We start from the raw sequence: 24,380 nt of genomic DNA on the forward strand, positions 1-24,380 counted from the left end.
CAACGCCCGCAGCCGTGCCAAGATGCGATCTTCATCTGCGCCGGCTAGCCGGCTGTAGCCGACCACATCCGAGACCAGAATCGCTGCTATTTTACGCGTCTGCCTCATGTCGTGCTCCCTCCATCCAGTCTGGCATTACTGCCGAGCCAAAGGAAGCTAGCCCCATCCATTCGTCGGATGATCCGCAACTCCAGTCGTTTGAGATACATGTTGGGCGGATAAAAGCCTCTGACGGCCGTCGGTAAACCGCCTGAACAACGCGCGCTGGATTGCCGACTGCCTTGCGGTGCCACAGAATTCAACCGGTCGATGAAAGCGGACCTTGCGGGCGAGGTCGCAAAGCGCGCTGCGTTACGCATGAATCTCAAGACCCTGGCGGATATGTTCGTCGACCCGCAATCGGTCGAACTCATTCGAGTTGCGAACGGCCGCGGCTTCAGGAGCGGCCTTAATGATGCTTTGAACCGCACCGGCGCCGAAACCGGTGGGACATTGTTCGACCCTGCTGGTCAGCGGTGAAATCACTCCCGGAGTTTGCTATCAACGGCCCTGCCTAACCAAGGAGGAACTGATCCGGTCGTGCTGACGAATTGCGGCAGATGCTGTCATCCCGGAGTGCCAGCGTAATCACCGGTCTGGAGCCGTCGTTTCCGCCCGCCGGTCCAAATACCAGAGCAAGCCGTAGATGAAGATCAGCACTACGGCCAGTTCGAGAGCCTCCTCGAGGTTCGTCTCCACGCGATACCAAAACACCTCTGTGCTTTCGGCTTCCGCGATCTTGCCGCCGACCATTTGCAACCCCACCGCACCACCGAGAAAGAGCGCGGCGGAGAGCAGCATAAGGACCGTGAGCCGCAGTGGAAGCGAGCGTAGGAACGGAATGAAGGCGGCAAGTCCCAGCAGGCTGATGATCCCGGCCGGCGCCGCCCAGATCCGAGTTCTGCTCTGTTCCGGCACGGTTACAATAACAGTATCGTTGCTATCCGGGAACAGGGGTTATTGACATGGAGACTTTCCGCAGCGCCTGACGGGTCAACACTCGACCACATGACAAGCACCTGGCGGCAGTGTGACGGTTGTCATGACATTTTGTGGCACTGAACAAGCATCGCACAACAGAACGCCGATGGTTGCGTCATCGGTGCGCAGCATCACATCACGCACAACTCTTTCGGCGGCGCCGTGACGCTTGGCGGGACGGCAACCGAAATCGACTTCTCGGGCAATATCCTGTCCGGCACGATCACGATCAACAGCGCCGCCGCCAACAACCACGTTCAGGGGAATCGCTCCACCACTGGTGCGGCTGTGGTGGACAATTCCGGCGTTGCAACAAACTTCTTCACCAGTTCCTCCATCACGTCGACAATCCGGTTGTAGTACGACGAGGGCTTCATGCGGTCGGCCTCGTCGAACTTGCCGAAGGCCTTCGCCACTTGACGACTGATTGGGGATGGTGACCATCCCCATCCATCGCCCGAGAATGCGCAGCTGGTTGACGGCGTTGAAGCTCTGCGAGCCACCCGCATCTGCATCACAGCGAGCGTCCTGCCTTGCGTCGGGCGTATCCACCCATCGAGAGCGGCAGCCAGTCGATCTGCGCCTTCATTACTCCTGTCATAGACCCGTGCCGTTCCGGAGAGCACCAGACCTGGGCCTCCGACAAAATCGACAGATCCCGCAGTTCCTGGACTTCGGATGATCGGCAGACGCCGAATCGGGGAGTGGCAGGCCCGAGGGATTGAAGATACGCACCTCGGCACCCAAACGGCGCAGGATACGGGCAGCCTCCTCCGTAGCGAGCCGGGAATAGGACCGTTCGCGCAAAGATCCGTAGAGCATCAGCACGCGCGGTTTGTGAATGGAGCGGGGCGCGTCCAGCAGAGCCTGCATGTCGATCGGCCGAAACTGCTCGTCATAACAAACAAGCGGCAGCTTGCAGGCAGTTGTAATCGGTGGAATGGATTTACGAGTCGAGGCGCCGGACCAGGATGGGCTCACTTGCCTCGAAGTTCAGCCTGTTGGAATGGCGCCGAGGAACGAGTAGTGGCATCTAACGAGCCGGCGGCCCTCGATGTTTGACCGCTCGGCCTGCAACTCTCGTATGTCGTCCCGCAAAGTAGTGGCGCTACCGACCACTTCTAAGGATCAGGAGGACTACTTTGCACAGTGTCTCAGACCATGCCAACCGATGACTGAGGCCAAGCCTCTATTACCGGCAGACGATACATATCGTCGTCGGGGGCTAAAGGGCACCTTCCTGATAAAGACTCAACCACCACTGTGTTCCTCATTTTGTCGTCGCCGAGTTCTCTTCCCGATAGGCCATTCCATCCGACGGCATCTCCGTGCATTGAGGAACTGAAAGATCTTTGCCCGCGGTGCATGCTAGCCGCTGGCCTCTTGTCAGTGATAGTAACTATCCAAGCGAATGCTGTCGGTTGCCGACACAGCAATATCTCTCGCAATCTTCGTGCGCGTTCCAGCACGAACCGCCATGGCGCCCCTGCCCCACGCCGCAGGCCAGTGAGACGGCCCACCTGATCCTGGCGCTGATGATCGACGAGGCCATCACCGACGTTCTCGACTCTCCCCCCTGTGAGGACCAAACCACGCACGGCGCAATCGCTGTCCCTTTGGAGGCTGCATAGTCTCCTGCGTTCTGAAATCCTCAACGCCATACTGATGGTGATGCGGCCGGGAAAAATCCTCACCCGCGTCACTGAAATCATTCGTCACGTCTGCGACCCACCAAGACGGCGCAAAAAGCCAATCCGCCGCTGCAAGAAGCGCCGTCTTGGTGCAAAGTTAGCGCTTATGGGCTCTTCTCTCACCCCAGCAGGTGCACGCTATCTTTTGAGATGTGGAGGCGCTGAGCTTGCGCACCGCTCACAATCCACCCCAAAGACGGCTGCCCCGATAGCCAATCCTATTGTTCGCGCAGAGCCCGACCCATGGCAGCGTAGACCGGAGCGCTAAGATATTCCCATGCTGACCTCGCTCCAGTCTCGATCATCACTTGTGTGTTCATTCCGGCTTGCAATGCCACGGGCGTCGCCTTCAGGGACTGAGGTGTCAGAGCGATGCGAGCTGCATAAAATGCCTTGCCAGTGCGCGGATCGACCAGCCGGTCTGCTGAAAGGGTGCGGACATCACCGTTCATGGGCTGCTGATACCGCCTGCCCACCGCGCTGAGCCAGATGGTCGCGTGCAGCCCCACTTTCACCTGGTCGACGTCAAGCGGGTCCACGTTGGCAATCACGACGAAGTTGTCGTCGATGGGCACGATATCCATCAGAGGATCGCCTGCTGCTATTACCCCGCCAATGGTGTGAATCTTGAGCCCCACTATGGTGCCTCCGATGGGAGCGCGGATCTCGGTTCTTGTCATCACGTCATCGGCGGCGGCTATTCGTTGAGCGGATTCATATATCTTGGCACGCACCACCCCAAGCTCAGCGACAATGTCGGCCGCCGTGGATGCATTAAGTTCAGCAACCTTGAACTTCGTCTCCTCCATTTTTTGCCTGGCAACGCCAATCGACGCGATATAGCCGCTCAGGTCGCCTCCCACATCCGCCTTTTCAGTCTCCAAATCTGTCAGGCGCGTCCTTACCACCAGTTTTTTTTGATACAGGGCACGAACATCGCCCAGCTGCTCCTCGATCAACTCCAGTTTCCGTGTGGCCGCCACCACCTGCCCTTCATAGCCCTCTATCTCCTTATGCAGGCTTCCGGTCGTTTGCTGCAGCAAGGAAAGTCTCTCACGAAGCAGGGTCTGACGTGTTCGAAAGATACTCTCCTGGCCGGAAACAGCCTCGGCCGCCATTTTACCGGGCTCCTTTAACTCTGGCGGAATCTCGATTGAGTCCTTGCCGTCTCTCTCGGCGATCAACCGTGCCTCGGTAGCTTTCGCCTCGTACCATTGCGCCTTGATCTCGTTCGCAGCGGCCGTAGAAGCAGTGCTCTGCAGTCGTACCAGGACCTGACTTGGCGATACGCGATCGCCCTCCTGAACCAATATCTCGGATACAATCCCACCTTCGAGATGTTGCACTGTCTTTACGTTTGAGGCTACCTCCACCAACCCATTGGCCACAATGGCGCCCTGGATTGGAGCCGCAACAAGCCACATGCCGGTCAGGGTCGAAAAAATTGCGATTATCGCGAAACCGAGAACAATGAAGTTGTTACCAAAGGGCGCAGGATCGTCTCCAGCTTGTTTGGCGTCAACGGCGAGCGGGACTGTCACTTGACGCTCCGCAACTCAGTTTTCTGAGGACGAACCGGGCGCTCCGTGGGATCGGAGAGCTCAGGCGTTCGGCCGCCCAGGATCAGCGTCCGGTCGATTAATCCGGCAAGACGGTTGGTTTGTCCCGACATTGTAATGATTACCGAGCATCCAGACTCCTTCATGACTTTCACCGCCGCTTCAAGCGCCCTTCTCGATGAGCTGTCAAAATTGGCGAAGGGCTCGTCCAGAACGATAAGTCTCGGTGCGCGAAACAGCGCCCTTGCAAGTGCAATTCGTTTCCGTTCGCTGCCGGACAGTCCGACCGTGTCGTCAAGCACGGTGTCATAGCCCTGGCCTAGGCGAATAATAACCTGGTGGATTCCCGCTATTTTTGCCGCAGAAACCACATCGTCTATAGAGCTTTGTTGAAACCGGGCAATATTCTGGGCGACGGTTCCCTCGAACAGTTCGACCTGCTGTGGCAAATAGCCAATAGCCTCGGCTCTAATATAATCCGGAAGCCGGGTGACGTTCATGTCTCCCAGGCGGACCTGTCCGGTCCGTGGCTTGAGCAAACCTATCAGGAGACGGGAAAGCGTTGTCTTGCCGGTAGCTGCGCGCCCGATGACCAATAGCAACTCGCCTGGCGCCAGCGACAGCGACAGTTTCCTGAATACGTCTTCTCGCGATCCCGCGTGCCTGAACGCCACTTCATCAAGAATTAATGTGCCGCGCGGAGTTCCAGGCAGCAACGACGGGCCTCCGTCCGACGGCTTGGCAAGGTCCGCCTTGATCTTTGCATATCCTTCCCGCGCTTCCCTGAAGCCTCTGAACTCTCCAACCGCCTTGCCCACCATCCTGTAGGCAAAATTGGCAATGAGTCGGGCTGCAAACAGGCCGCCGAGCGACGCTTGATCGTTCAGGAACAGCCATATACCGGAGGCCAGCAGAATAATGTAAAGGCTACGGTTCAGCACCCGGATCGCAGCATCGAGGCTCGATCCGCGGGCGTTGAGCCGGTCTCGTTGCAAGAAGCCGTCCACTCGGTTCCTGCCCCAGCGACCAGCGATCGCATCCGCCATTGCGAACGCGCTGACAACGTCTCTATGCCTATCCGCCGAGACCAACACCTCTTTTGCCTGCTTGACGGCATCACGTTCCGCCTGGCGGGGCTCTCGCGTGAAATTTTCTTTCAACAGGCCCAAGCCAATCAGCAAAAGTGTGGCTGCTATTGCGATCAGGAAGAGAACGGGATGGATGAAGTACACACACAACAGGAAAATCGGCGCCCAAACCACGTCCAACCAGGGAGATAGCCCGCGCTCAATAAAGCCCGCGACTTTCTCGATGCTGGCCAGCAGCGGCGGATTGGCGACACCTGACGTCAATCCGGCTTTCACGGACTGGCTGGTCAACTGGTGCTCGATCCATACGCTCCAACGCGAAAGCATGCGACGGCGAATGGTTTCCAGTGCGACGCCGGCTACCAGGGCGAGCAAGGCAGCCAGGGTCAGGATGACAAGGGTTTCAACGCTGCGGCTCGAGATGACCCGGTCGAATATCTGTATGAGATAGAGCGGGCCGGCAAAGCGCAAAACATTGATAAACACGCTGAATACCACCAGAGCCGCAAGGCCGGGTATCGACTTTCTCCACATTTCGCTGAGGGGGCCGCTATACCGACGCCTGCCTCGTGTGTTCATCGGGACACCGTCTTTCACGCGCGTCCAAGGGGAGCGTGCTGATCAGAATGCTCATTGAAGAGGCCAGAGAAATTCATGATCACCGCATCAATGTCATCATGAGCATCCAACGGCGGCGCCTCAAGTGCGTTTTGCAGAGGTCTGTCGTGATGATCGGCCGCCTCAAACATTGACCAGGTTTCATTCAGCAGGTAGGACATCCTGGCAGCCGGGAGCGGAGCGCAGCCGAGGGCCTGCAAGATGCCGCAGAGCGACGACTTGAGGGCACCGCGGCTTTTTGCCAGCACTGCTGCCTCTACTAGTTCCGTGGGCGCCTGCACCGACATGAATGTGGGGATAGAACCCTGGGAAGGCCGCTCAGGCAGAGTGACCAAGATGCTTCCGAATGGACTGGGCCACGTCGCCAGGCTGCCATTGGCATTTACTTCTCCAAGTTCGGCTACAATCAACTCGCGCGCGACCTTTGCCAAGAAATCAATCCGGAGTTGGTGAGAATGGGCTCGATCCACGCCGACCGGCATGGCTGCCTCCGACGATGCCGCAATGCGCCGCAGGTACGGGTTGTTGCTCTGCCCATTGGACAGTTTTTCCGCAGCGCGGGCCCTAAACACAGGACCGAGCGCGCCATCCTGGAGATCCCACGGGGAATAGCAATGCAGCCCGGTAGCTTCCTCAGCCTCTCTCACGCCAAGCGGGGATCGGCCAAGTCTGCCGCTGATGGCCAGCACCTTGTGGCCGGCAGCGCGCAACGTATCCACTCCATACTTTGCACCCATCGCGTCGTAGGACGCGAATATCGTGCCAAGAGCCATGCTGCGAAATGATTCCGCCAGAATTAACTCGGACGTTTCCTTCTGCTGCAGCCCGTCGGCAATCTCGATGACAGCAACGTCGCATCCATTTTCGGCAGCATGGTTCAGCAGGCGGAAAGCGCCCTTTTCGATCATTTCCACCGAGGCAAGATAGGTGGTTGCAAACCCGGCGTCGGTGAAATCAAGAACGATGTCAGCGCCCGCATCGCGCACAATCCAGGTATCGCCACCGGACCCGGTTCCGGTAATCTTCAGCGCGGCAACCTTAAGCCCTGCTCTTTTGAAACCTCTTACCAACGACGTCGCCGTCAATGTCTTTCCCGCGTTCATGGATGTTCCCAGCGACAGGACAATCGGCAGAGAGGGCCGAAGGTCGTCGGAGCTGACCTTGTAATCCCAAACATTCAATCGGCGACCGAACTTGTCCCCGATCAGTCCGAGAGGGGTGATCTTTGTTGGCGCAATCATGCGATCATGTCTGGAAAGCTCACACGCTGCGATGCCCCCCCCCGCCACTAGGTCACATGGTCCGAGATCAGGGCCAATAACAGCTTCGAACTGGTCCGGTGCGTATCTGTTTCCATAACAAATGATTATCTCATCGCCGGGAAACATGATCGCCTTTCTCCCGTTGATCAGCTCCAATCTGCTGTGATTGCCGAGTTTGTCCACACGAGCCAGGACAAGATCGCCTGCGATCGGCTGCAAGGAACCTGTGATCAACGTGCGCATGTGCGAGGCCGCGACCCGGCGAGTCGCGAACGAACGCTTGGCTTTCTTCATGCGCCCGCGCTGAATTCTACAAACAGACATGATACCCACCCCAACACTACTTCAATTACGCAGTTCGAGTCTTTTTATTTAAAACTTAATTTAAGATTTGTTTTCCTCTGGCTCCAACCTCCCTTTATTTTTTTGTTGCCTTAACCATTAGCTAACCATAATATAACTGAGGGTTGCGCGCAAGCGATGGAGGCAGGAACCTTTCGTAGAGCAGTCGGAAGGTTAATTGGGGGGCAAAATGTATGGCTATAGTATGCCCAGTTGGGGAATTAGAGCCGTTTGAGATCACCGGGTTCAAGACGCTATCCGGCCTCAATGTGTATAACGCGAATACAGTCGTTAAATTGACGCTTAATTTAGGGCAACTGGCTACTGCCCGCGTCTCCGGTTTTACTCATGAGGTCCGATTGGTGCTTTCCGATCTCTTTCCGGAGTGCGAGCAGGATGCATCGGTAGCTTCGTATCTTGCTGATGCGATCCTGGCCGCGGACCTCGAGCTTCGCCGCGCGATGAATTTTTATTCGTTTCCAACTGTGGCCACGTTGGTGAGCGATCCGTCCGAGAGCAATTCAGTGATCGTCTGGGAGTCGGACGACCCGCAAATGTCGCGCGCGGCCGCGGCGGCTGTCGTTCATGCGGTCAGCGAGGCAACGCGAGATGGGGATGCCACATCGAAGTATTCCCTCGCACGGGAATTGAACCTGGAAAGAGCAAAGAAACGGCGACTTTCAAATTCGACCGCAGTGCTGGTTGCGGCCGCCAAGAGGAACCGCATCCCGTTCGAGTTTGTCGCGCGCAACCACCTTCGTCTCGGCCAAGGCAAAAACCAAAAGCAGCTCTTCTCAACGATATCCGGTTCGACATCGTTTGCGTCCGCGAAAGTGGCCCTCGACAAGAGGCTGGGCAACAGGCTTTTGGCGCAGGCCGGCTTGCCCGTACCGCGCCAGCTAACGGTTCGCAGCAAATCCGAGGCGGTCGCTGCCGCCAAGCAGCTGGGCAAATCTGTGGTGGTGAAACCCGCCCAAGGCAATCAGGGGCGCGGAGTTTCAGTCAAGCTGCGGGGACGCCGCGCTGTTGAAGCCGCGTTCGACATAGCGTACCAGGTGGCTCAGTCTGACCGGTATGGCGTGCTGGTAGAAGAGTTCATCGCCGGCCCGGAGTATCGAGCGACGATTGTTGATTTTCGTGTCGTGGCGGCAGTCCTATGTTGCCCGCCGCAGGTTACTGGCGACGGCGAAAAAACGCTGCGCCACTTGATCGATGATTTGAATCGGGAACCTGACAGGGACGGCAGGCGTCTGTCGCGTCTGGAAATCGACGACGACCTGCTTAGACACCTGTCCTTGCACCATTTTACGATGGAGACTATCCCGATTGCCGGGCAGCAGGTGGTTCTGCGACCAAACGGTCACCTCGCACGCGGAGGCGTACCGGTCGACGTTACAAACTCCGTCCATCCGGACAATCATAAGTTATGTGAACGCATCGCCAGGGTCATTGGGCTCAGTATTGCCGGGTTGGATCTGATCATGCCCGACATTGCGCAATCTCACAAAGATGTCGGGTGCACTGTCATCGAGGTGAACGCTAGACCAGGGATCGAGTTTCATCTTTGGCCGCGGGCCGGCACGGCAAGGGATGTGAGCGAGATAATCCTGGCCAATATGTACGACGATCCGGCTTCATCGGAAGTTGCCACGGTGCTCGTCCTTGGCGACCGGCATACCAGCATGGTGGCAAAAGCGATCGAGCACCGGTTCATGGCAGAGGGGCGGAGCATCGGCCTCTTGTCGAAGAAAGGCGCCTACATCAACACCGCACCACAAGAATTCAGCCAGCGAGCAACACCGCAAATGCTGGCCAGGGATCCTTTATTGGAAGCGCTGGTTTATGCCGCTTCTCCAGCAAGAATCTCGGAGAACGGTCTTGGTCTGGGCGCTTGCCACGCCGTGTCGGTGACGGCGACGGACGTCGAGAATTGCGAGCTTCTCAAAAACCTGGCCAAAGCAGTTTTGAACGCCGGTAACCGGGGCTGTTTTATAGTCCACAATGAGGATTTAGTATCCCGCCAGGCGTTGTCGGCGCTGCCTGTTGAAAGATTGATTCTGACAAGTGCCGAGACTGAGCTTGGCCATGATTTGCGGCGACATCTACAACGCGGTGGATTGGCTCTATCGATGCGGTGGAGCACCGATGGGTCCGGAGCCAAGATGACGCTTGCATCGGGATCTGGCGAGCTGGTTGCGGAACCTGCCACGTTTGCGTCGCGACCGCCGCAGCTCAAGGCTGCCATGCATGCAATGGCAATTTCGTATCTGGCAAAACGGGATGCATGGTTCGATGAGGTGGCGTCGCCACCTTCGAATCGACCTTACGCAAATGGAGTTCAGCAGCAGGCAGGAGTTTCTCTGCTGAGGTAAAAAGGGAGTAGCGTTCATGGATACTGTTTCAGCAACTGCGACACCAAATGTTTCGCAAGGCGACGCGGCAGCACTCGTCGCCTTGGCCCTGCAACGCACCAAGAACAAGGCGGGGGAGCCTAGAACCCGTGCAAGGATGTCTTACAAGACATTCAGGCGCTTGACCGGGCGTCGTATAGGGGGGGCGAAATTTGTGCGGGAGTTCACTGCGGAGATGGTGAACCTGGGCTGGCTGATGGTCCGCATGCCGTCGGCGTATGGCTTCGTGCGCGCAGCGTCCCTAGACAAATGGCCGCTCACAAAATCGGATGTGCTCGCGCAGGAGCTCAAGCTGATCGGTGAGGGATCGATCACGGAAGTGCTGGACAATGCACGGCGGGAGCTTGGCAAGGCGACTGACGCATCAGGTGCCCGCAATGGGTCGACCGGGAACAAGAAAAAAGACAGTAGTCCAATAGACACGCATTGACGGGAAAACGAGGGTGAAGGCACGTCGGGGCAGCAGTTACTGCTTTGCGCACGGCATGACGGCGAAAGCAGTAAGCTCGACAATGGAGTAAATATGGCGACTGGCTCTGTTTACGTCTGGGAGCCATGTGAGTCGGACTTTACCGGCGGCCGCGTTCATCTGGCCGAGGTCGAACTGCCATATCTCTCGCAGCGCGCCGGAAGGCGCGGCCTGCGGGGGCGGTACGTGGACGTCATCAGCCATCCAAGCATGGAAGAGGATTGGCCGACAGGCCAGATGGGCGAAGTGTCGCCCGACGAGTATGGCAATTTTTCTTTCCAGCCGTCTGGCGGTGGCGTTTGCGGTGTGCTGGAGAGCCGCGAGGCCGCCGCGGGCTTTGGCCAAGTCAATGTATACTACCACGTCTCCTTGATGAGCCAGCGCATCAACGATGTGCTTCGCTCACTTGGAGTAGGCCCCCTGCCGAAAGTCAGGGCGATCGTCAATGCACGTCGGCCGAAGCAAAGGCCGGGCAGTTCTGAAGACACCAGCAGGTGGGTGCCGGTCAAAGGGGCCAGATATCGTTACCCGGCAAGAATGGAAAATCTCGATGATTTTTCAATTCCCCTCTGCGGAGAGTTACTTTTTGGACCGGGGCATGGGGTCATCGCGGACGGGTGGCTGCCGCTAATTTCAGGCGGCGCCTATCTCTGCGACCCATCCCACGACGCCGGCAAAATATACCAGGCGTTCGGGCTTCACGTCGTGCGTCATACCGCTGACGTGCAGGCCGACAGGCTGCGTGCACCGCGTGCCGCGTTCAGCAGACCGGGCGCCCTTGAATATGCCGTGAGCACTTACCTGGCGGCCTGGATGCTATCGAGCCCCCACGTCGGGTGCTGGCACGCTCGTCACGATGCTGAGTTTGTGCCTGCGGGCAGCCTTGCCAATGAGACCCGCATTGACGATGACGAAATGCAGCCGCAGGAGGCGTTGGTCGCACAAGCCGTCGCGGGGGCGATCTGGGATCTGCACAAAGTATTTCTCGGGCACGAATTTGCCTGCATGGAGTTGGTTGCTGGTGCCCTTTTGCAGCTTGGGCGACTTTCCGACAGCCCCTACGCTCCCTCCCGGGTCAAAACCAGGTCGATCAGATCATCTCCACGCAGCTTTGTCTCGTGCCTTCTTCATACGGACAGCGTGGCGTCCGGCGGGCTTTACAAAACGCCGATCCGGGAGATCTTCGAGAAGCGCGGGATCGGTTTTAGTTCGCTTGTGACCGACATGCTGCTCGCGCCGTCAGTTCCGCCCCTCCCTCACCGCCTCAGCGGCTCTCTAGACGTGCAGCGCCATGTTGCCAAAATTCGCGAAAAGTTTCCGGAAGTCATAATTCCGGATGATGGCGATCTCGTCGATCCGGATCAACTTGAGCTGTCCCTTTCATCGTCCGCCACCGCCCCATACCATCTTGCCGCGGTCGGAGACGTCATGACGGGGATGCGGATGCGCCATCGTATCCGCAGGTTCGGCCCGGACTATCCCCTCGGGTGGGTCAAGCCGATCTTCAGGCGCAGCGCTTTGATAACGGGAAACCTTGAAGGGCCGTTCGCCTCCGCATCCGAGGAAGCAGATCCCGGTAAGAAATACTCATACAAGGTCGATCCCAAGTCAGCCGCTGTCTTACGCCGCGCCGGTTTTGCTGCCATGACCATTGCGAACAACCACATTCAGGACTGCGGTCCGGGTGGCGTAGTTGAGACGCTGGAGACGCTGGAGCGACATTCTATCAAACCGTACGGTGGCGGCAGGGACCAGAACTCGGCCCACGATCCGGCGATTTTTGACGGCGTGGATATCCGAATCGGACTGCTCGGATATTACTGGAACGACCGAACGGCGGCTCGTGGCGAACTTCCAGGCTCCGCCCAGCATCTGCCCGAATTGGTCGAGCGTGACCTCGAACAACTGCGGCCGCTGGTCGATCGGATCGCGGTGATGGTGCATTGGTTTACTGCTACATACCGACGCCAACCTACCGAGCAAAACCGCCTGAAAGCACGGCAGTTTATCGACTTCGGCGCGGACGCGGTCATCGGCCACCATCCACATATCCTCCAGGCTATCGAGATTTATAAAGATCGGCCGATACTATACAGTGTCGGCAATTTCGCCTTTGGATCTGGAAGCAGCCGGGCTGAGTCTATCTTGCCGTGCTTCCGCTTTGGTGCGAGGCAGATAGATCTGGACATATATCCCGTCTACACTCGGAATAGAGATCCGCGCCTCGACTACCAGCCAAAAGTAATGGGAGGGACGGCCGGCCGGGCGATGATTGATCGGCTACTCGATTTGTCGCCTGGACTGGGCGGTGCAGTAGCTGATGTCCAGGACAGATGCCTCAAATTGTCTATCCCGTCGCGCTGAGATGATCGGACCGCCCTCGTTGGAGCTGAGTCGTCTCTCTCCAACCAGGCATAGCGAGTCGGGAAAGCCGTCCTTCGATAAGCACCAAGTCCCTATGACTGAAACGAAGTCTTTACCGGCCGGGCGATTTTAATTTGTTTAGAAGTCTCTAATGAAATATGGCATCATGCTAATCGTCATAAGGAGGGGCAGGTGCGATTTCTGATCCGTCTGTCGGCTGCGGCGGTGATGGCCTGCAGCCTGATTTACTCAGGCCCGGTGCTTGCCTGGAAGGTGGGCAAGGGTACGACCACGGCAACCATCAACGGGACGAAGCTGACCGTCTATACCTATCACCCCAAGAGCTGCAGCAATCCCGCGATCCTGTTCGTCTTCCATGGGTTGAACCGAACGGCGTCTTCCTACAGGGACTATGCACAGTCTCTCGCTGATCGAAACTGCCTGATCATAATGGCGCCGCTCTTTGACTTGGAAAGGTTCCCAAGCTGGAGCTATCAACGTGGGGGGATCGTCAACAGCGGCGCTATTCAGCCGCGGGATCGATGGACCGTCTGGTATGTGAAGGGCCTGGTGAACTGGGCGAGGTCACGAGAGGGGTTGCCGAACGCGCAGTATTACCTTTTCGGGCATTCCGCCGGCGGCCAATTCACGTCTCGTGTTGCGGCCTTCTCCCTGGCCGACGCGAAAAGGTTGGTGATTGCCAACCCATCCTCATATGTTTTGCCCTCGCTGGCGGAAGCCGTGGCCTATGGGCTCGGCTGCGTGTCCTCGGGATGCGTCTATACGCCGGATGAAGCAACCCAGGAGATGAAAGCGTATCTGGCTTTGCCGCTGACGATCTATCTCGGAGAGGACGATACCGGCGATGTCGACCTAAATGAAAGCGCCGCTGCCATGCGGCAGGGAGCGACCCGCCTGGAGCGGGGGCAGTACACATACGAGTTGGCGCAAGCTGTCGCGACCGCAAACGGGTGGCCGTTTAACTGGCGTATTGTGATCTTGCCGGGAGTCGGGCATTCGGCAAGTGACATGCTGCGGTCCGACCAGGCAGCGAGTGCATTCGGACTCAAATAGCGGGATCTGCGGTCCTGTAGCTCGGCAAGATGTAGATACCTCGATGAGCGAGATAGCCTAGCGCGAGTCGCTTGGTCAAAGTTTGCGCAGCCTGCGGCGGCACGCAAATTAATTAGGATATTCTAATTTAGCAAAGTTTAAACGCGATTCGAGCTAGCCTGCTTCTCTGCGAGGGCATCTCAATGCGAAAGCTGAAGGACCTGCTGCTCGATAGGAGCGGAAACTTTGCCGTGGCAGCGGCGTTGGTGGCGCTACCGCTATGCTTGGTCTTGGGCGTGGCCATTGACCTTACCAGTGCGGTCACCTGGAAATCCAGGCTGCAAGAATTGGCCGATTCGGCGGCTCTGGCAGCTATAGAGAGCGACGGTGGAGACGAGGAAGCCGTCGCGGCCGCCAAGAACATTGCGCTTGGTAATGGCTCTTTTGCGGTGGGAGCGGTGGTTGAAGTCGACATCACGACGCCGACTCCCGTCTCGCGGGAGGCAGCAGTTGAAATCGCCGCAACAATGCCGACGGACTTTATGAATCTTGCCGGCATTCAGGCTATCAGCCTTCACGTCACGGCAAAGGCACGAAAGGCCCCCCCGGAGTATTGCATCTATGCTCTCGATCCAGATTCAACCGGAGCGCTGAGTGTGACCGGTTTAGGAAAGGTGTCGGTGCCAAATTGTGGCATTCAGGTAAATTCTTCCAGCCCCGAAGCACTGAGACACGTTGGGGCCGGCAAAATCGCCGCGACAAAAGTCTCGGTAGTCGGCAATTACCAAGGCGGCGGATACAGCGTTTCCCCGAAGACGAACCAGCCCTTCCTCGCCGACCCACTTGTCAGCACACCAGAACCGGTTCCCCCGACCGGTTGCGACTACAGCAACCAGGCGCTCTCGGATGTCACCATTCCGGCCGGGCGGGTGTTCTGCGGAAGCATCGACTTCGGTGGAAAAATTGTGCTTTCCCCAGGCGTTCACTACTTTCACAATGCGATAGTCGGCATCAGCAACAATGCGAAAATCACAGGCAAGGAAGTCACCATATTCGTCGATTCCAAGTCCAGCATCATACAGGCAGGCGGGAACGGCGCCATGGAACTTTCCGCTCCTACAAGCGGCGTTTATACCGGCATTGCCATCTTCGGATCGCGTACCGCCTTGCCATTATTGCCGACTATATCGCTTGCAATAAATAAGAATTACTCGGTAAATGGTACAATATACTCTCCAATGCACCACCTTAAAATGAAAGGGACCAATGACAAGAAGTTGGCTACCGGCCTGGGATGGATTGTTGCTTGGCAATTCTCTTACAATGGAGATTCGAGCGTCAACCTCGATGGCTACAGCGGCACCCCACCAAAGGGTCTCGGAGACGCAGCAATCGCGTTGCTGCAATAGATGGAGACGGTACCCGCTTCGTGGCTTCGAAGGTGCCCTTCCGGCTGAGTTAGCGAACTCTCAAACGCAGTCCTTAACGGGATGCGACCACGCTTCTAAAGTCACCGTCGCGGGGGGGGACCGTCGTTGCCGATCTACGCGCCTTTGCAGCATTCGCCGAGACTGCGAACCCGAGCGAGGTGCAGCAAGCTGAGGATGGTATTTGCAAAGACCTCTAGCCCTCGCTGCTCTAGACGGCCATCGGTCTCTCCTTTCTGGCCATCGTAGTAGTTGCTTCTTAACCAAGTCGAGCGCATCCTCTCTCCCGGCTTGAGGAGCGATTTCCGCGTGGGCTTTTTGAGAATGCTTCTGATTTGCGCGATTGCGAGCGCCGGTGCCGGTGGGTTCGTCACCGTTGTCCAATACTTGATGTTTACCCCACCGGCTCCGGTCGCGGCCGACGCTCCGGTCCTTCTGAAGAAAGACCCGCCAAAGAAGCGAATATGGCGGCGAGCGCTGACCTAACTTCCGCACCGACGATAGGGCTATCGGCAAAACTGGCGATCTTCGGCCTTTGCTACGCCGGCGTCGCGGCTGGCCTTTTCCCTGAAACCTACCTCGCGGCACTGGGAACGCGGCGGCTGCTGATCCTCTATTTCCTGCTGCCCTTCATCATTCTGCTTGGGATCGGCATCGCGGCACCATTCAGAGACCGACGAGCCCCGGCGACTTGGTTCCTCGCAAAGATCAGCTCCCGGTGGCGCGGCGCGACCCTCACCCTTGGTATCTTCATTCTCTGCCTGGCCGCCTTCACCACCTACAAGTATGAACTTGCGCAGATGGTGCCGTTCTTCGCCGATCGGCAGCTTGCCGAAATCGATGCGGCCTTGCATTTCGGGCATGTCTGGAATTGGGCGCGCTCGGTTCCCTTGCCAGGTGTTGTCGATCAAATCCTCTATGTCCTCTATGCCCAATTGTGGTTCGTGGCCGTCGCCTTCGTGGTCGTCTCAGCCGCATGGATGGACGACGCCGCCAAGCGCCAGCGATACTTCTTGTCGCTCTCTGCGACTGCGGTCATCCTCGGCATCTTTGTGCGGATAATAGGATCATCCGCAGGGCCAATTTTCTACGACCGGCTGTTTGACCCGGACCTGTTTGACGATCTCACCGCCTCGCTTCGAAGCAGCAATGCAGGCCCGGCCATCCTGCGCATAAGCGACTATCTCTATTCGTCCTACACCAGCCGCCAGGCCTCGATCGGGACCGGTATATCCGCCATGCCAAGCTTCCATGTCGCCGTGGTTACGCTTAACGCGCTGCTGCTTAGCAGCATCAACCGGACGGCCGGCATCTTCGCCTGGCTTTACGTCGCAGCGATCATGTTCGGCTCGGTCTATTTCGGTTGGCACTATGCCATTGACGGCTATGTCTCGATCATCCTGGTGTGGCTGATCTGGCGTGCCACAGGAAAGCTTACAGGCGCAAAGCAATAACAGATTACATTTCGACGGAGCCACCGTTCGAGCGACAGGCGCTGTTTCACGCAATACCAAGTCTCAATGTAGCCATGGCGCCCCTCAACACGCTATTGTTGGGCGATTTGTAGGTGAGAAGGTGATCTCATTGGAATAGGAGCTAGCCGTGTACAATCGCGGTACAAGCAAGCTCAGTTTATTTCGACCCGACGATCTTTCATACCGATTTGAAGGCCAGGCTGGGCGTTCGACAGTCGTCTTGAAATTGCCCAGATGATTGGCGTCATCAGCATGGAAGCGTATCCATCGACCGCATAGTGCCAGGCCAAGTGCACCGAGCCCAGCTGGATTCCGGCCAGAAACGCAATGCTGGCCCAGCGGAGCAAACGCCCGAAACGCCAGAGATAAATCGCGTTCAGGGTCGCGACAGCCACGTGCAAGGACGGAAAGGCTGAAATGCCGCTGCCCAAGCGTGGACCATCAAACCCGGCATCGACCAGCAGATAATTTTGCGTAGTCAGCGCCGAAACGGGATAGGTCAAATTGGTCGACTGAAGGTAGTCCATCAGGGGAGAAAACGTACCATCGCCGTAAAAGGGCATAAAGAATGCCGGCCCAACTGAAGCGAAGGCTGCCGCCAAAACGTTACCTATCAACACCCAGGTAAGGACAAACGCGACCAGAAACTGAGAACGCAGCCGTCCATTCCTCGCTGAAAAAGCGACGCAAAACAAAACGATGAAAACCTCGGCAAACCAGAGATTGTAAAGAACGTTCAGCGAAAAGGTGACAGGGCCAAAGCCAAGCATAGGATGAAAAAGCCTCCATGCATCGACCCCGCCATGAATTGCCCTGTCGATCGCCACCAGGGACGTGTCGGCGTAGAATGGTTGGATCCTGCTGAGTCCCCCCTTGATGCTGGTGAACATCGAGAAAAAGAGCGGGATGACGAGCGCAACGGGCAGTCCCAATGCAATTCGATCCGGCAGGTTGTTGGCCAGCATGAGATCCTTCATGGCACGTAACGGTTGCTCCGGCCGTTGAATAGTCAACCGAACCAGGACTACAGCGAGAAGGATCAGGGTTACGGCTGCCCCAAAAAATAAGAAATTCTTATTATATATTTTCAAGTTTATGACGATGTTCCAATGCGCCGCAGCAATAAGCGCCAGTAGAATATAGGCGAATACCGTCACGAAAAATGGCTGATTAGCGCGCCACGCCTCCGAAGTGGTACGGATCGCCAGCCGCGCTATCGACATGGAAGAAGATCTCCGGAACCAAGCGCTAGTTAAGCTGCCGCAGTATCCCAGAACTGCCCACCAGCGCCAGAGTGGCATAGATTTGGAACGCTATCGTGCAGATCGCAGCAGCTGAAATCGGCACGCCAAAAGGCACGACGCCCTTGCGGTCCAAGTGCTGTATATAGACCCGAAACGCGCCTGCCGGCAGCATGAAAGGGTTTTTCATGATGGCCACGGTGGCGACGGCGAAAACCAATAGCAGCACCGAGAACAGGGCGAGACCGTTTCCACCGGTCAGAAACGGAACGACCGCCATCAGCTTGACGTCGCCGGCTCCGACCTTGCGCAAAATCCAGAACGGAAAGAGCGCGACGAACAGCACAAATCCGGCGACCGCGCTCAATCCCATATCCCACCACGATCCGCTAGCTATGGAAACAAGCTGAAGCGATCCCAGCCCGAGACACAAGAGCAGCAGCACATCACGGTTGGATATCTTCTGGGCCGAGAAGTCTATCCAGGCGACCCATGCCAGCAGAGGGATCACAAGCGCCTTTATCGACAGCGACGCGCCAAACAACATCCTACCGCTCGATGTTCTGCACGCTGGACGATAGCAGCTTCAGATTGTTGACCACGGTCGGATCATTGGGCGCCAATTCATAGGCCTTGAGGAAATTGCTGCGCGCCTCCTGCAGCTTGCCGCGCAACAGATTGGAATAGCCGACATTGTTGTAATATTCGGGCGTCGCACCCAACAGCTTGAAGGCCCGGCCATAGGCCCGATCGGCAAGGTCGAAGCGATGGATCCGGTCGCAGGAGGCGGCCAGTCCCATCCAGGCGCCGCCATCATTGGGGGCAAGCTGCGTCGCCTTGAAGAACAGTGCGCCGGCATTGCCGTAATTTTCTGCACGAAACTGGTTCTTGGCCTCCGCGACGGCTTGGTCCGAGGCGTAGTATTCAACATCGCCGACCGTCTTCAACCCGTCGAACGCATCGCCAAAGGACGTTACGTCGCCTTTCGACGGCTCGTTGGTTCGAAGGACGCCGTCCGCTCCGTTCGTCTGGCAGCCGGCGAGTGCCGCCATGAACAGGCAGGCCACGACTGCAATTGGCCTATTCATACAATCTCCCCGAGTCCCCCGACCGATATTAGGAACAGAGCATATACGCACCTAGAAGAAAATGCCCTTCATGCGAATGATCACCGGCAGCATGATTACCATCATTACCACCGGAAAGATGCACAGGCCGAGTGGGATCATCATTTTGACAGGCAAGGCGTTGGCGCGCTCTTCCGCCTGCAGAATCCTCTGGCTGCGCATCTCCGCGCTGTAGACACGCAGGGCGTCAGTCAGGCTGGTGCCCAGTTCTTCGGACTGCCGGAACAGCACGGCCAGCGCCCGCGCCTCGTCAAGGCCAATGCGGTCAGCCAGTTCGCGAAGCCCTTCCCGAAGTGGCTTGCCGGCGCGCAGTTGCAGATTCATGATCGTTAGCTGAATTCCCAGCCATTTGTGCGTGGCCGCAAGTTCCTGGCTTACGCGTTCGACCGCGGCCTCGAGGCTCATACCGGCGTCGGCGCAAGTAATCATCATATCCATGAAATCAGGGAAGGCGCGACGATATATCTGTTTCTGTGAATTCTCGAACCGATCCAGCATGATACTGGGAATGACGATGCAGCCTAACCCAAACAAGGCCGAGCCACCGAAAGTTAGGAATCCTGGCAGTCGTGGAGGCAGCACCCACGACAGCAGGGCATACAAGGCCAGAAAGCCTATACAAACTGCGCCGAGGCGACAAACCGTATAGACGAGAGGCGCACCCGCTCGATAAAATCCAGCGCGGAAGAGTTTCGCCTCCAGAGCATTGGGTTCAGTGCGTTCTTTCTCGATCGACCTGAAGTAAGCGTCGACCGGCTTCTGCGCCGCGATCTTGGCGAGGCGGTCCCGCCCCAGGATCGATCGCGGATCGACCGAGCCTTCGCCCAAAAGGCTGTCCGCGACTAGCTTCCGCGTTTGCAGTGCCGGCAGGAAGACCAGCGCCGCAAACAGGAACAGCGCCACCGCGGACGCGAAGACTGCGATGGATACAAAAAAAGTCAGGTCGTCGGTGTTCGAAAACAGATTTATGACTCGCTCCTGTCAGAAATCGAAATTGACCATTCGATACATGATAAAGTCTCCCAACAGGGCCCAGCTTCCACAGATGACGAATGCAGGCGTAATGAGAGGACTGCTCCAGACTTTGCCGTAGTAGCCGGGCGCGATCAGCCAGAGCGCCCCAAACATGACGAGCGGAAACAAGGAAATGATCCAGGCCGAGGCCCGGCCTTCGGCTGACAAGGCCCTGATCTTCAACCGCAGTTTCTGGCGTTCCCGCAGCACGGTCGAGAGATTTGCCAGGATTTCGGTAAGATTCCCGCCGGTCCTCGCCTGGATAGAAAGGGACACCGATAGCAAATTGAGTCCCTCGAAGCCGACCCGCTCCGTTAATTTCCGCACGGCCTGCTCCATGCTGAGTCCAAAAGTAATCTCGTCGGCGACGATGCCGAATTCCGTGCCAAGCGGGTCAGGTATCTCGCGGGCGACGAGGCCTATCGCAACTGAGGCCGGATGGCCTGCGCGCAATGAACGAACGATCATGTCCAGTGCATCGGGCAATTGCTTGGCGAACTTCTTGATCCGTCTGTTACGTGCCCGGCGCAAAACAAGAACAGGGAAGGCAAAGCCCGCCACGAGAAAGATGATGAAGGCTGCCGGCGCCGATACGTGAAGGAAAAGCCAGAGCAGCAATGCCGACCCCAGGCCGGCCAGAAAAAACGAGGCTGCGAAGGTCATCGGGTTTCCGGTGATGCCGGACTGGGTATAAAGCCTGTTCAGCGAGACAAAGCCGAAGATGAAATCTCCTGAATCAGTCAGGCCGCGTTCTCGCAGCAACCCTTGCAAGGTTTTTTCCGCGGGCGCTTCATCAGCGAGACGACGGAGCCGGTGGTTCACCGCCACGAGTCGGGAGCGGCGACCGGCCAGAGAAAGGTAAAGGGCTTCGCCGGCAAGGATCACCGAGGCTGCCGCAAGCATGTAGATAAAATAAAGCAGCGCCTGTCCACTAAGCATCAGAGGGCGACCTGCGGGTTGAAGGCATCCTTGCCGAAATGGAGCCCCAGCGTTGCAGCCTCTGGCGCGAAGCGCGGGCGGACACCGGTGGCGCGAAAATCCCCGATGATCATTCCATCCGCAGCTACATCGCGCCTCACGAAGTTATAAATTTCCTGCAGTTGGACGACATTGCCTTCCATGCCGGTAATCTCGGAAATCGACGTTACGCGCCTGCCGCCATCGGCGAGCCGCTGCGTCTGCACGATGATGTCGATGGCCGAAGCGATCTGTGCCCGGATGGATTCGTGCGTCATCGGCATGCCGGCCATGCCGACCATCTGCTCCAGACGAGAAATAGCGTCGCGAGGCGTGTTGGCATGGATAGTGGTCATCGACCCCTCATGGCCGGTGTTCATCGCCTGCAGCATGTCAAAGGCCTCCTCGCCGCGAACCTCGCCGACGATGATGCGGTCCGGCCGCATGCGAAGCGCGTTCTTCAGCAATTCGCGCTGACGAACCTCGCCTCTGCCCTCGACATTCGGTGGCCGCGTCTCCAGACGGCCGACATGCGGCTGCTGCAGTTGCAGTTCCGCCGCGTCCTCGATGGTGATCAGGCGCTCTCTGGCCGGGATGTAGCTCGAGAGCGCGTTGAGCAAGGTCGTCTTGCCGCTGCCGGTGCCGCCCGAGACCAGGATTGACTTGCGGGCCTGGACGGCGATCCGCAGCAGCTCGATCATTGGCGGGCGTATCGAATTGAACGCCATCAGGCGCTCAAGCGAATAGGGATTCTTGGAGAATTTTCGGATCGACACCAGCGGACCATCTACAGAAATCGGTCGCACCGCGATGTTGACGCGCGAGCCGTCTGCCAGGCGAGCGTCGACCATCGGCGCCGATTCGTCGACGCGCCGGCCTATAGCCGAGACGATCTTGTTGATCACACGCAACAGATGCGCCTCGTCGCGGAAACGGATTGCCGTCTCTTCGATCACGCCGCGCCGCTCGATGAACACACGGTCGTGCGTGTTGATAAGGATATCGCTGACGGAATCGTCCTTGAGCAGTGGTTCGATCGGTCCGAGACCGAGCATCTCGTCGGCCGTGTCGCTGGTTAGCTGGTCGAGCTCGCGGGCGTTTAGCGGCACGGCACGAGTGCGAACGAACTCGCGAACGATCGGGCGAATCTCGTTGAGGATCTGGTCCTTGGAGGCTGTTTCAAGAGCGGAAAGATTGAACCTGTCAATCAGATGTCGATGCAGCTCGACCTTGAGCGTCAGAAAATCGTCGCCATGCGGTTCGACTTCAGCCGACGAGGCTGGTGCCGACACGCTTGCTGGCACCGGCGCTAGCTGCTGCAGCGCCTGCGGCTCACTCGGTCCCTTGATAAACCGCCCCAGCATAATGCCTTATACCCCTAGAGCCCATATGGGCCGAAACTAAACGTTAACCAAGCGGCGCACAAGCGCCAGGGCACCTCACGTGAGGCCAATACTTTCAACATAGTTAAGGAGTGCGGCAGAAAAATATCGATTTATTTCCGGCACTCGCGCTGCCAAACACGAGTGACGCACTAAGCTTTCACGTTACCAGCGCCCCTTGGGTGACCTGACACGGGGCATCCTCTTCACAAATGCTACAACGCCTTAGATATAAAGGAATATGCGATCTGGCTAAAGTACGTATGCCTTGATTAGCTCAGAGGGGCAATTGTGAACGAATGGTTAAGAACGCTTGAAAAATTTGACGAATCAAGCTCTTGCTAAAAATTGAGGTCACGCCGAACTCGCAAATTCATGTATTAGAAGGTTAAAGGACCGTTAATCCCGTTTGACTCTCCAATTTCTCGGGACCTAGGATTGAGGTGACGGGGGATGCTTGGGTATGGAGTTCATCCTTGGCTCTGTCTCGTCGGGTTGAAACCTCCAGAGGGAGAAATTGACATGAAAAAGCTCATGACGATGACCCGGCAGTTCCGCGACGACGAAAACGGCGCTGCTATGGTCGAATATTCTATTCTGATTGGCATTATTGCGGTCGCCTCTATCGGCTTCATCATCGGCATCGGCGGGTGGGTTACGGGCCGCTTCACCGGCCTTTGCAACGCCATGGACGCCTCCGGTATCGGATCTTGCGCCAGCGGTGCCGGTTCTTGATCGTTTGATCGGCATCAGGCCCGGGTTGTCCAAACCCGGGCCTGAATTCAGTCGTGGCGGGCGAATTCCCGCTCTATTGGCTGGGGGCTTGGGGTTATGCGCGCCAACACACTTATTATGATAGTCCTCGCCGGCGTCTTCGGGGTGTTGGCGGTCGTGCTGATCAACATCTGGCTCGCTGGCCAGCGTAGTGCTTTGGCTCAATCAAACGGCAAAGGCAATACGATCGTTGTCGCGGCACTGCCGCTGAAGTTCGGCGACACATTGAGCGCCGACAAGTTGCATGAGATCGCTTGGCCCGCGGGCGCAGTCCCGGCTGGAGCGTTCAAGACCACCAAGGAAGCCTTGGCCGGCAGTGGCGCAAGGCAGGCGCTGCAAGCGATCAGCACCAATGAGCCGATCCTCGGCAGCAAGATTACCGGTCCAGGCCAGCGCGCCACGCTTTCGGCGGTGCTGGGTGAAGGCATGAAGGCCGTCTCCATCCGCGTCAACGACGTGCTTGGCGTCGCCGGCTTCGTCTTCCCGGGCGACCGGGTTGATGTGCTGCTGACGCGCTCGGTGCGCGGCGATGACGGTGCGGACAAAAGTTTTGTCGACGTTCTGCTGCAGAGCATGAAAGTGCTCGCCGTCGACCAGGTCGCTGACGTGAGCAAGGACAACCCGACGGTGGTTAAGTCGGTGACGCTTGAAGCCACCACAAAGGACGCGCAGAAACTGACGCTGGCCGCCGGTGCGGGGCAATTGTCTCTTGCACTGCGCCAGGCTGCCGCCAACAAGGGCGAGACAACCGAACGAGTCACGCTTTCCGACCTGAATGGCGAGACGCCGGACGATGTCGCAAAGAGGCAGGCCGAACTGGACAAGCAGGCCGCAGCCGACGCCGCAGCCGCAGCCGAACGCCAGCGCGCAGCTGACAAGATCGCCGGATTGGAAAAGGCCGTGGACAGGGTGGGAAGCCAGCTCGACGAGTTAAGCAAGGTCAAGCCGGTGCCGCCCGTGGTGACGGCACCCGCATCAAAAGAAGTCGTCAAGGAAGTTATCAAGTATTTGGAGCCGGAACCGCCGAAGAATGTTACAGTGGGCGTCTTTCGCGGCGTGAAGCTTGAATCCTATGACGTGCCGCGACAACCATAAAGGGATGCGGC

The 24,380-nt window shown here is 57.6% G+C and carries 19 protein-coding genes and 1 pseudogene; 9 read left to right on the plus strand and 11 right to left on the minus strand.

All coding sequences use genetic code 11. The features are described from left to right. Window positions 1-309 precede the first annotated feature (309 nt). The gene (locus tag NKI35_RS29520) at window positions 310-519 is read left to right on the plus strand and encodes a hypothetical protein (RefSeq protein ID WP_023707079.1); all 210 of its coding nucleotides are present in this window, start codon (window positions 310-312) and stop codon (window positions 517-519) included. 108 nt (window positions 520-627) lie between these two features. Here the strand turns inward: NKI35_RS29520 and NKI35_RS29525 are convergent, their stop codons facing one another. The 5 genes and pseudogenes from NKI35_RS29525 to NKI35_RS29545 all read right to left on the minus strand — a co-directional run bounded on the left by NKI35_RS29525 (window position 628) and on the right by NKI35_RS29545 (window position 7,532). Beyond that, on the minus strand, window positions 628-957 hold the full coding sequence (locus NKI35_RS29525) for a DUF8692 domain-containing protein (RefSeq protein WP_023707078.1): 330 nt from the start codon (window positions 955-957) through the stop codon (window positions 628-630). A gap of 320 nt (window positions 958-1,277) precedes the next feature. Further along, window positions 1,278-1,893, minus strand: a pseudogene (gene arsH / locus NKI35_RS29530) (arsenical resistance protein ArsH). Between the two features lie 1,036 nt (window positions 1,894-2,929). Then, window positions 2,930-4,252: an HlyD family type I secretion periplasmic adaptor subunit gene (locus NKI35_RS29535; RefSeq protein WP_023701628.1), complete on the minus strand. Its 1,323-nt coding sequence runs from the start codon at window positions 4,250-4,252 to the stop codon at window positions 2,930-2,932. Continuing rightward, entirely contained in the window at window positions 4,249-5,937 is a 1,689-nt protein-coding gene (locus NKI35_RS29540) for an ATP-binding cassette domain-containing protein (RefSeq protein ID WP_023707073.1), read from the minus strand. The genes NKI35_RS29535 and NKI35_RS29540 overlap by 4 nt, the downstream gene beginning before the upstream one ends. A gap of 14 nt (window positions 5,938-5,951) precedes the next feature. Next, complete coding sequence (locus NKI35_RS29545) at window positions 5,952-7,532, minus strand: hypothetical protein (RefSeq protein WP_023707072.1); 1,581 nt, start codon at window positions 7,530-7,532, stop codon at window positions 5,952-5,954. Window positions 7,533-7,942: 410 nt separating this feature from the next. Between NKI35_RS29545 and NKI35_RS29550 the strand changes: the two genes are divergently transcribed. From NKI35_RS29550 to NKI35_RS29575, 6 genes are all read left to right on the plus strand, one after another. Further along, on the plus strand, window positions 7,943-9,952 hold the full coding sequence (locus NKI35_RS29550) for an ATP-grasp domain-containing protein (RefSeq protein WP_352742317.1): 2,010 nt from the start codon (window positions 7,943-7,945) through the stop codon (window positions 9,950-9,952). A 16-nt stretch (window positions 9,953-9,968) separates the two neighbouring features. Then, complete coding sequence (locus tag NKI35_RS29555; RefSeq protein ID WP_352742302.1) at window positions 9,969-10,421, plus strand: hypothetical protein; 453 nt, start codon at window positions 9,969-9,971, stop codon at window positions 10,419-10,421. Window positions 10,422-10,514: 93 nt separating this feature from the next. Further along, entirely contained in the window at window positions 10,515-12,824 is a 2,310-nt protein-coding gene (locus NKI35_RS29560) for a CapA family protein (protein ID WP_352742303.1), read from the plus strand. A 192-nt stretch (window positions 12,825-13,016) separates the two neighbouring features. Further along, window positions 13,017-13,898 carry an alpha/beta hydrolase gene (locus NKI35_RS29565; RefSeq protein WP_352742305.1) on the plus strand — a complete coding sequence of 294 codons (882 nt, stop codon included), beginning with the start codon at window positions 13,017-13,019 and terminating at the stop codon, window positions 13,896-13,898. A 182-nt stretch (window positions 13,899-14,080) separates the two neighbouring features. Beyond that, complete coding sequence (locus NKI35_RS29570) at window positions 14,081-15,286, plus strand: TadE/TadG family type IV pilus assembly protein (RefSeq protein ID WP_352742307.1); 1,206 nt, start codon at window positions 14,081-14,083, stop codon at window positions 15,284-15,286. Between the two features lie 353 nt (window positions 15,287-15,639). Then, the gene (locus NKI35_RS29575) at window positions 15,640-16,758 is read left to right on the plus strand and encodes a phosphatase PAP2 family protein (RefSeq protein ID WP_156932485.1); all 1,119 of its coding nucleotides are present in this window, start codon (window positions 15,640-15,642) and stop codon (window positions 16,756-16,758) included. A 173-nt stretch (window positions 16,759-16,931) separates the two neighbouring features. Here the strand turns inward: NKI35_RS29575 and NKI35_RS29580 are convergent, their stop codons facing one another. The 6 genes from NKI35_RS29580 to NKI35_RS29605 are packed head-to-tail and all read right to left on the minus strand — an operon-like array spanning window position 16,932 to window position 22,482. Then, window positions 16,932-18,002, minus strand: a complete 1,071-nt coding sequence (locus NKI35_RS29580; protein ID WP_352742309.1) for a phosphatase PAP2 family protein — start codon at window positions 18,000-18,002, stop codon at window positions 16,932-16,934. 25 nt (window positions 18,003-18,027) lie between these two features. Next, window positions 18,028-18,567: a prepilin peptidase gene (locus tag NKI35_RS29585; RefSeq protein ID WP_023707062.1), complete on the minus strand. Its 540-nt coding sequence runs from the start codon at window positions 18,565-18,567 to the stop codon at window positions 18,028-18,030. 1 nt (window position 18,568) lies between these two features. Then, window positions 18,569-19,108: a tetratricopeptide repeat protein gene (locus NKI35_RS29590; protein ID WP_352742311.1), complete on the minus strand. Its 540-nt coding sequence runs from the start codon at window positions 19,106-19,108 to the stop codon at window positions 18,569-18,571. Between the two features lie 51 nt (window positions 19,109-19,159). Beyond that, window positions 19,160-20,110: a type II secretion system F family protein gene (locus NKI35_RS29595; RefSeq protein WP_023723920.1), complete on the minus strand. Its 951-nt coding sequence runs from the start codon at window positions 20,108-20,110 to the stop codon at window positions 19,160-19,162. Between the two features lie 18 nt (window positions 20,111-20,128). Next, on the minus strand, window positions 20,129-21,100 hold the full coding sequence (locus NKI35_RS29600) for a type II secretion system F family protein (protein ID WP_023707059.1): 972 nt from the start codon (window positions 21,098-21,100) through the stop codon (window positions 20,129-20,131). Continuing rightward, entirely contained in the window at window positions 21,100-22,482 is a 1,383-nt protein-coding gene (locus tag NKI35_RS29605; protein ID WP_023750722.1) for a TadA family conjugal transfer-associated ATPase, read from the minus strand. The genes NKI35_RS29600 and NKI35_RS29605 overlap by 1 nt, the downstream gene beginning before the upstream one ends. 540 nt (window positions 22,483-23,022) lie before the next feature. On the opposite strand from NKI35_RS29605, the gene NKI35_RS29610 reads away from it, so the two are divergent. Together NKI35_RS29610 and cpaB are read left to right on the plus strand one after the other, a co-directional pair. Next, complete coding sequence (locus tag NKI35_RS29610; protein ID WP_023707057.1) at window positions 23,023-23,235, plus strand: Flp family type IVb pilin; 213 nt, start codon at window positions 23,023-23,025, stop codon at window positions 23,233-23,235. 96 nt (window positions 23,236-23,331) lie between these two features. Further along, window positions 23,332-24,369 (plus strand): Flp pilus assembly protein CpaB, encoded by a 1,038-nt coding sequence (cpaB, locus tag NKI35_RS29615; RefSeq protein ID WP_023750723.1) that lies wholly within the window; start codon window positions 23,332-23,334, stop codon window positions 24,367-24,369. The last annotated feature ends 11 nt before the right edge of the window (window positions 24,370-24,380 follow it).

This window comes from Mesorhizobium sp. M0676 (genome assembly GCF_040320535.1).
Lineage (GTDB): Bacteria > Pseudomonadota > Alphaproteobacteria > Rhizobiales > Rhizobiaceae > Mesorhizobium.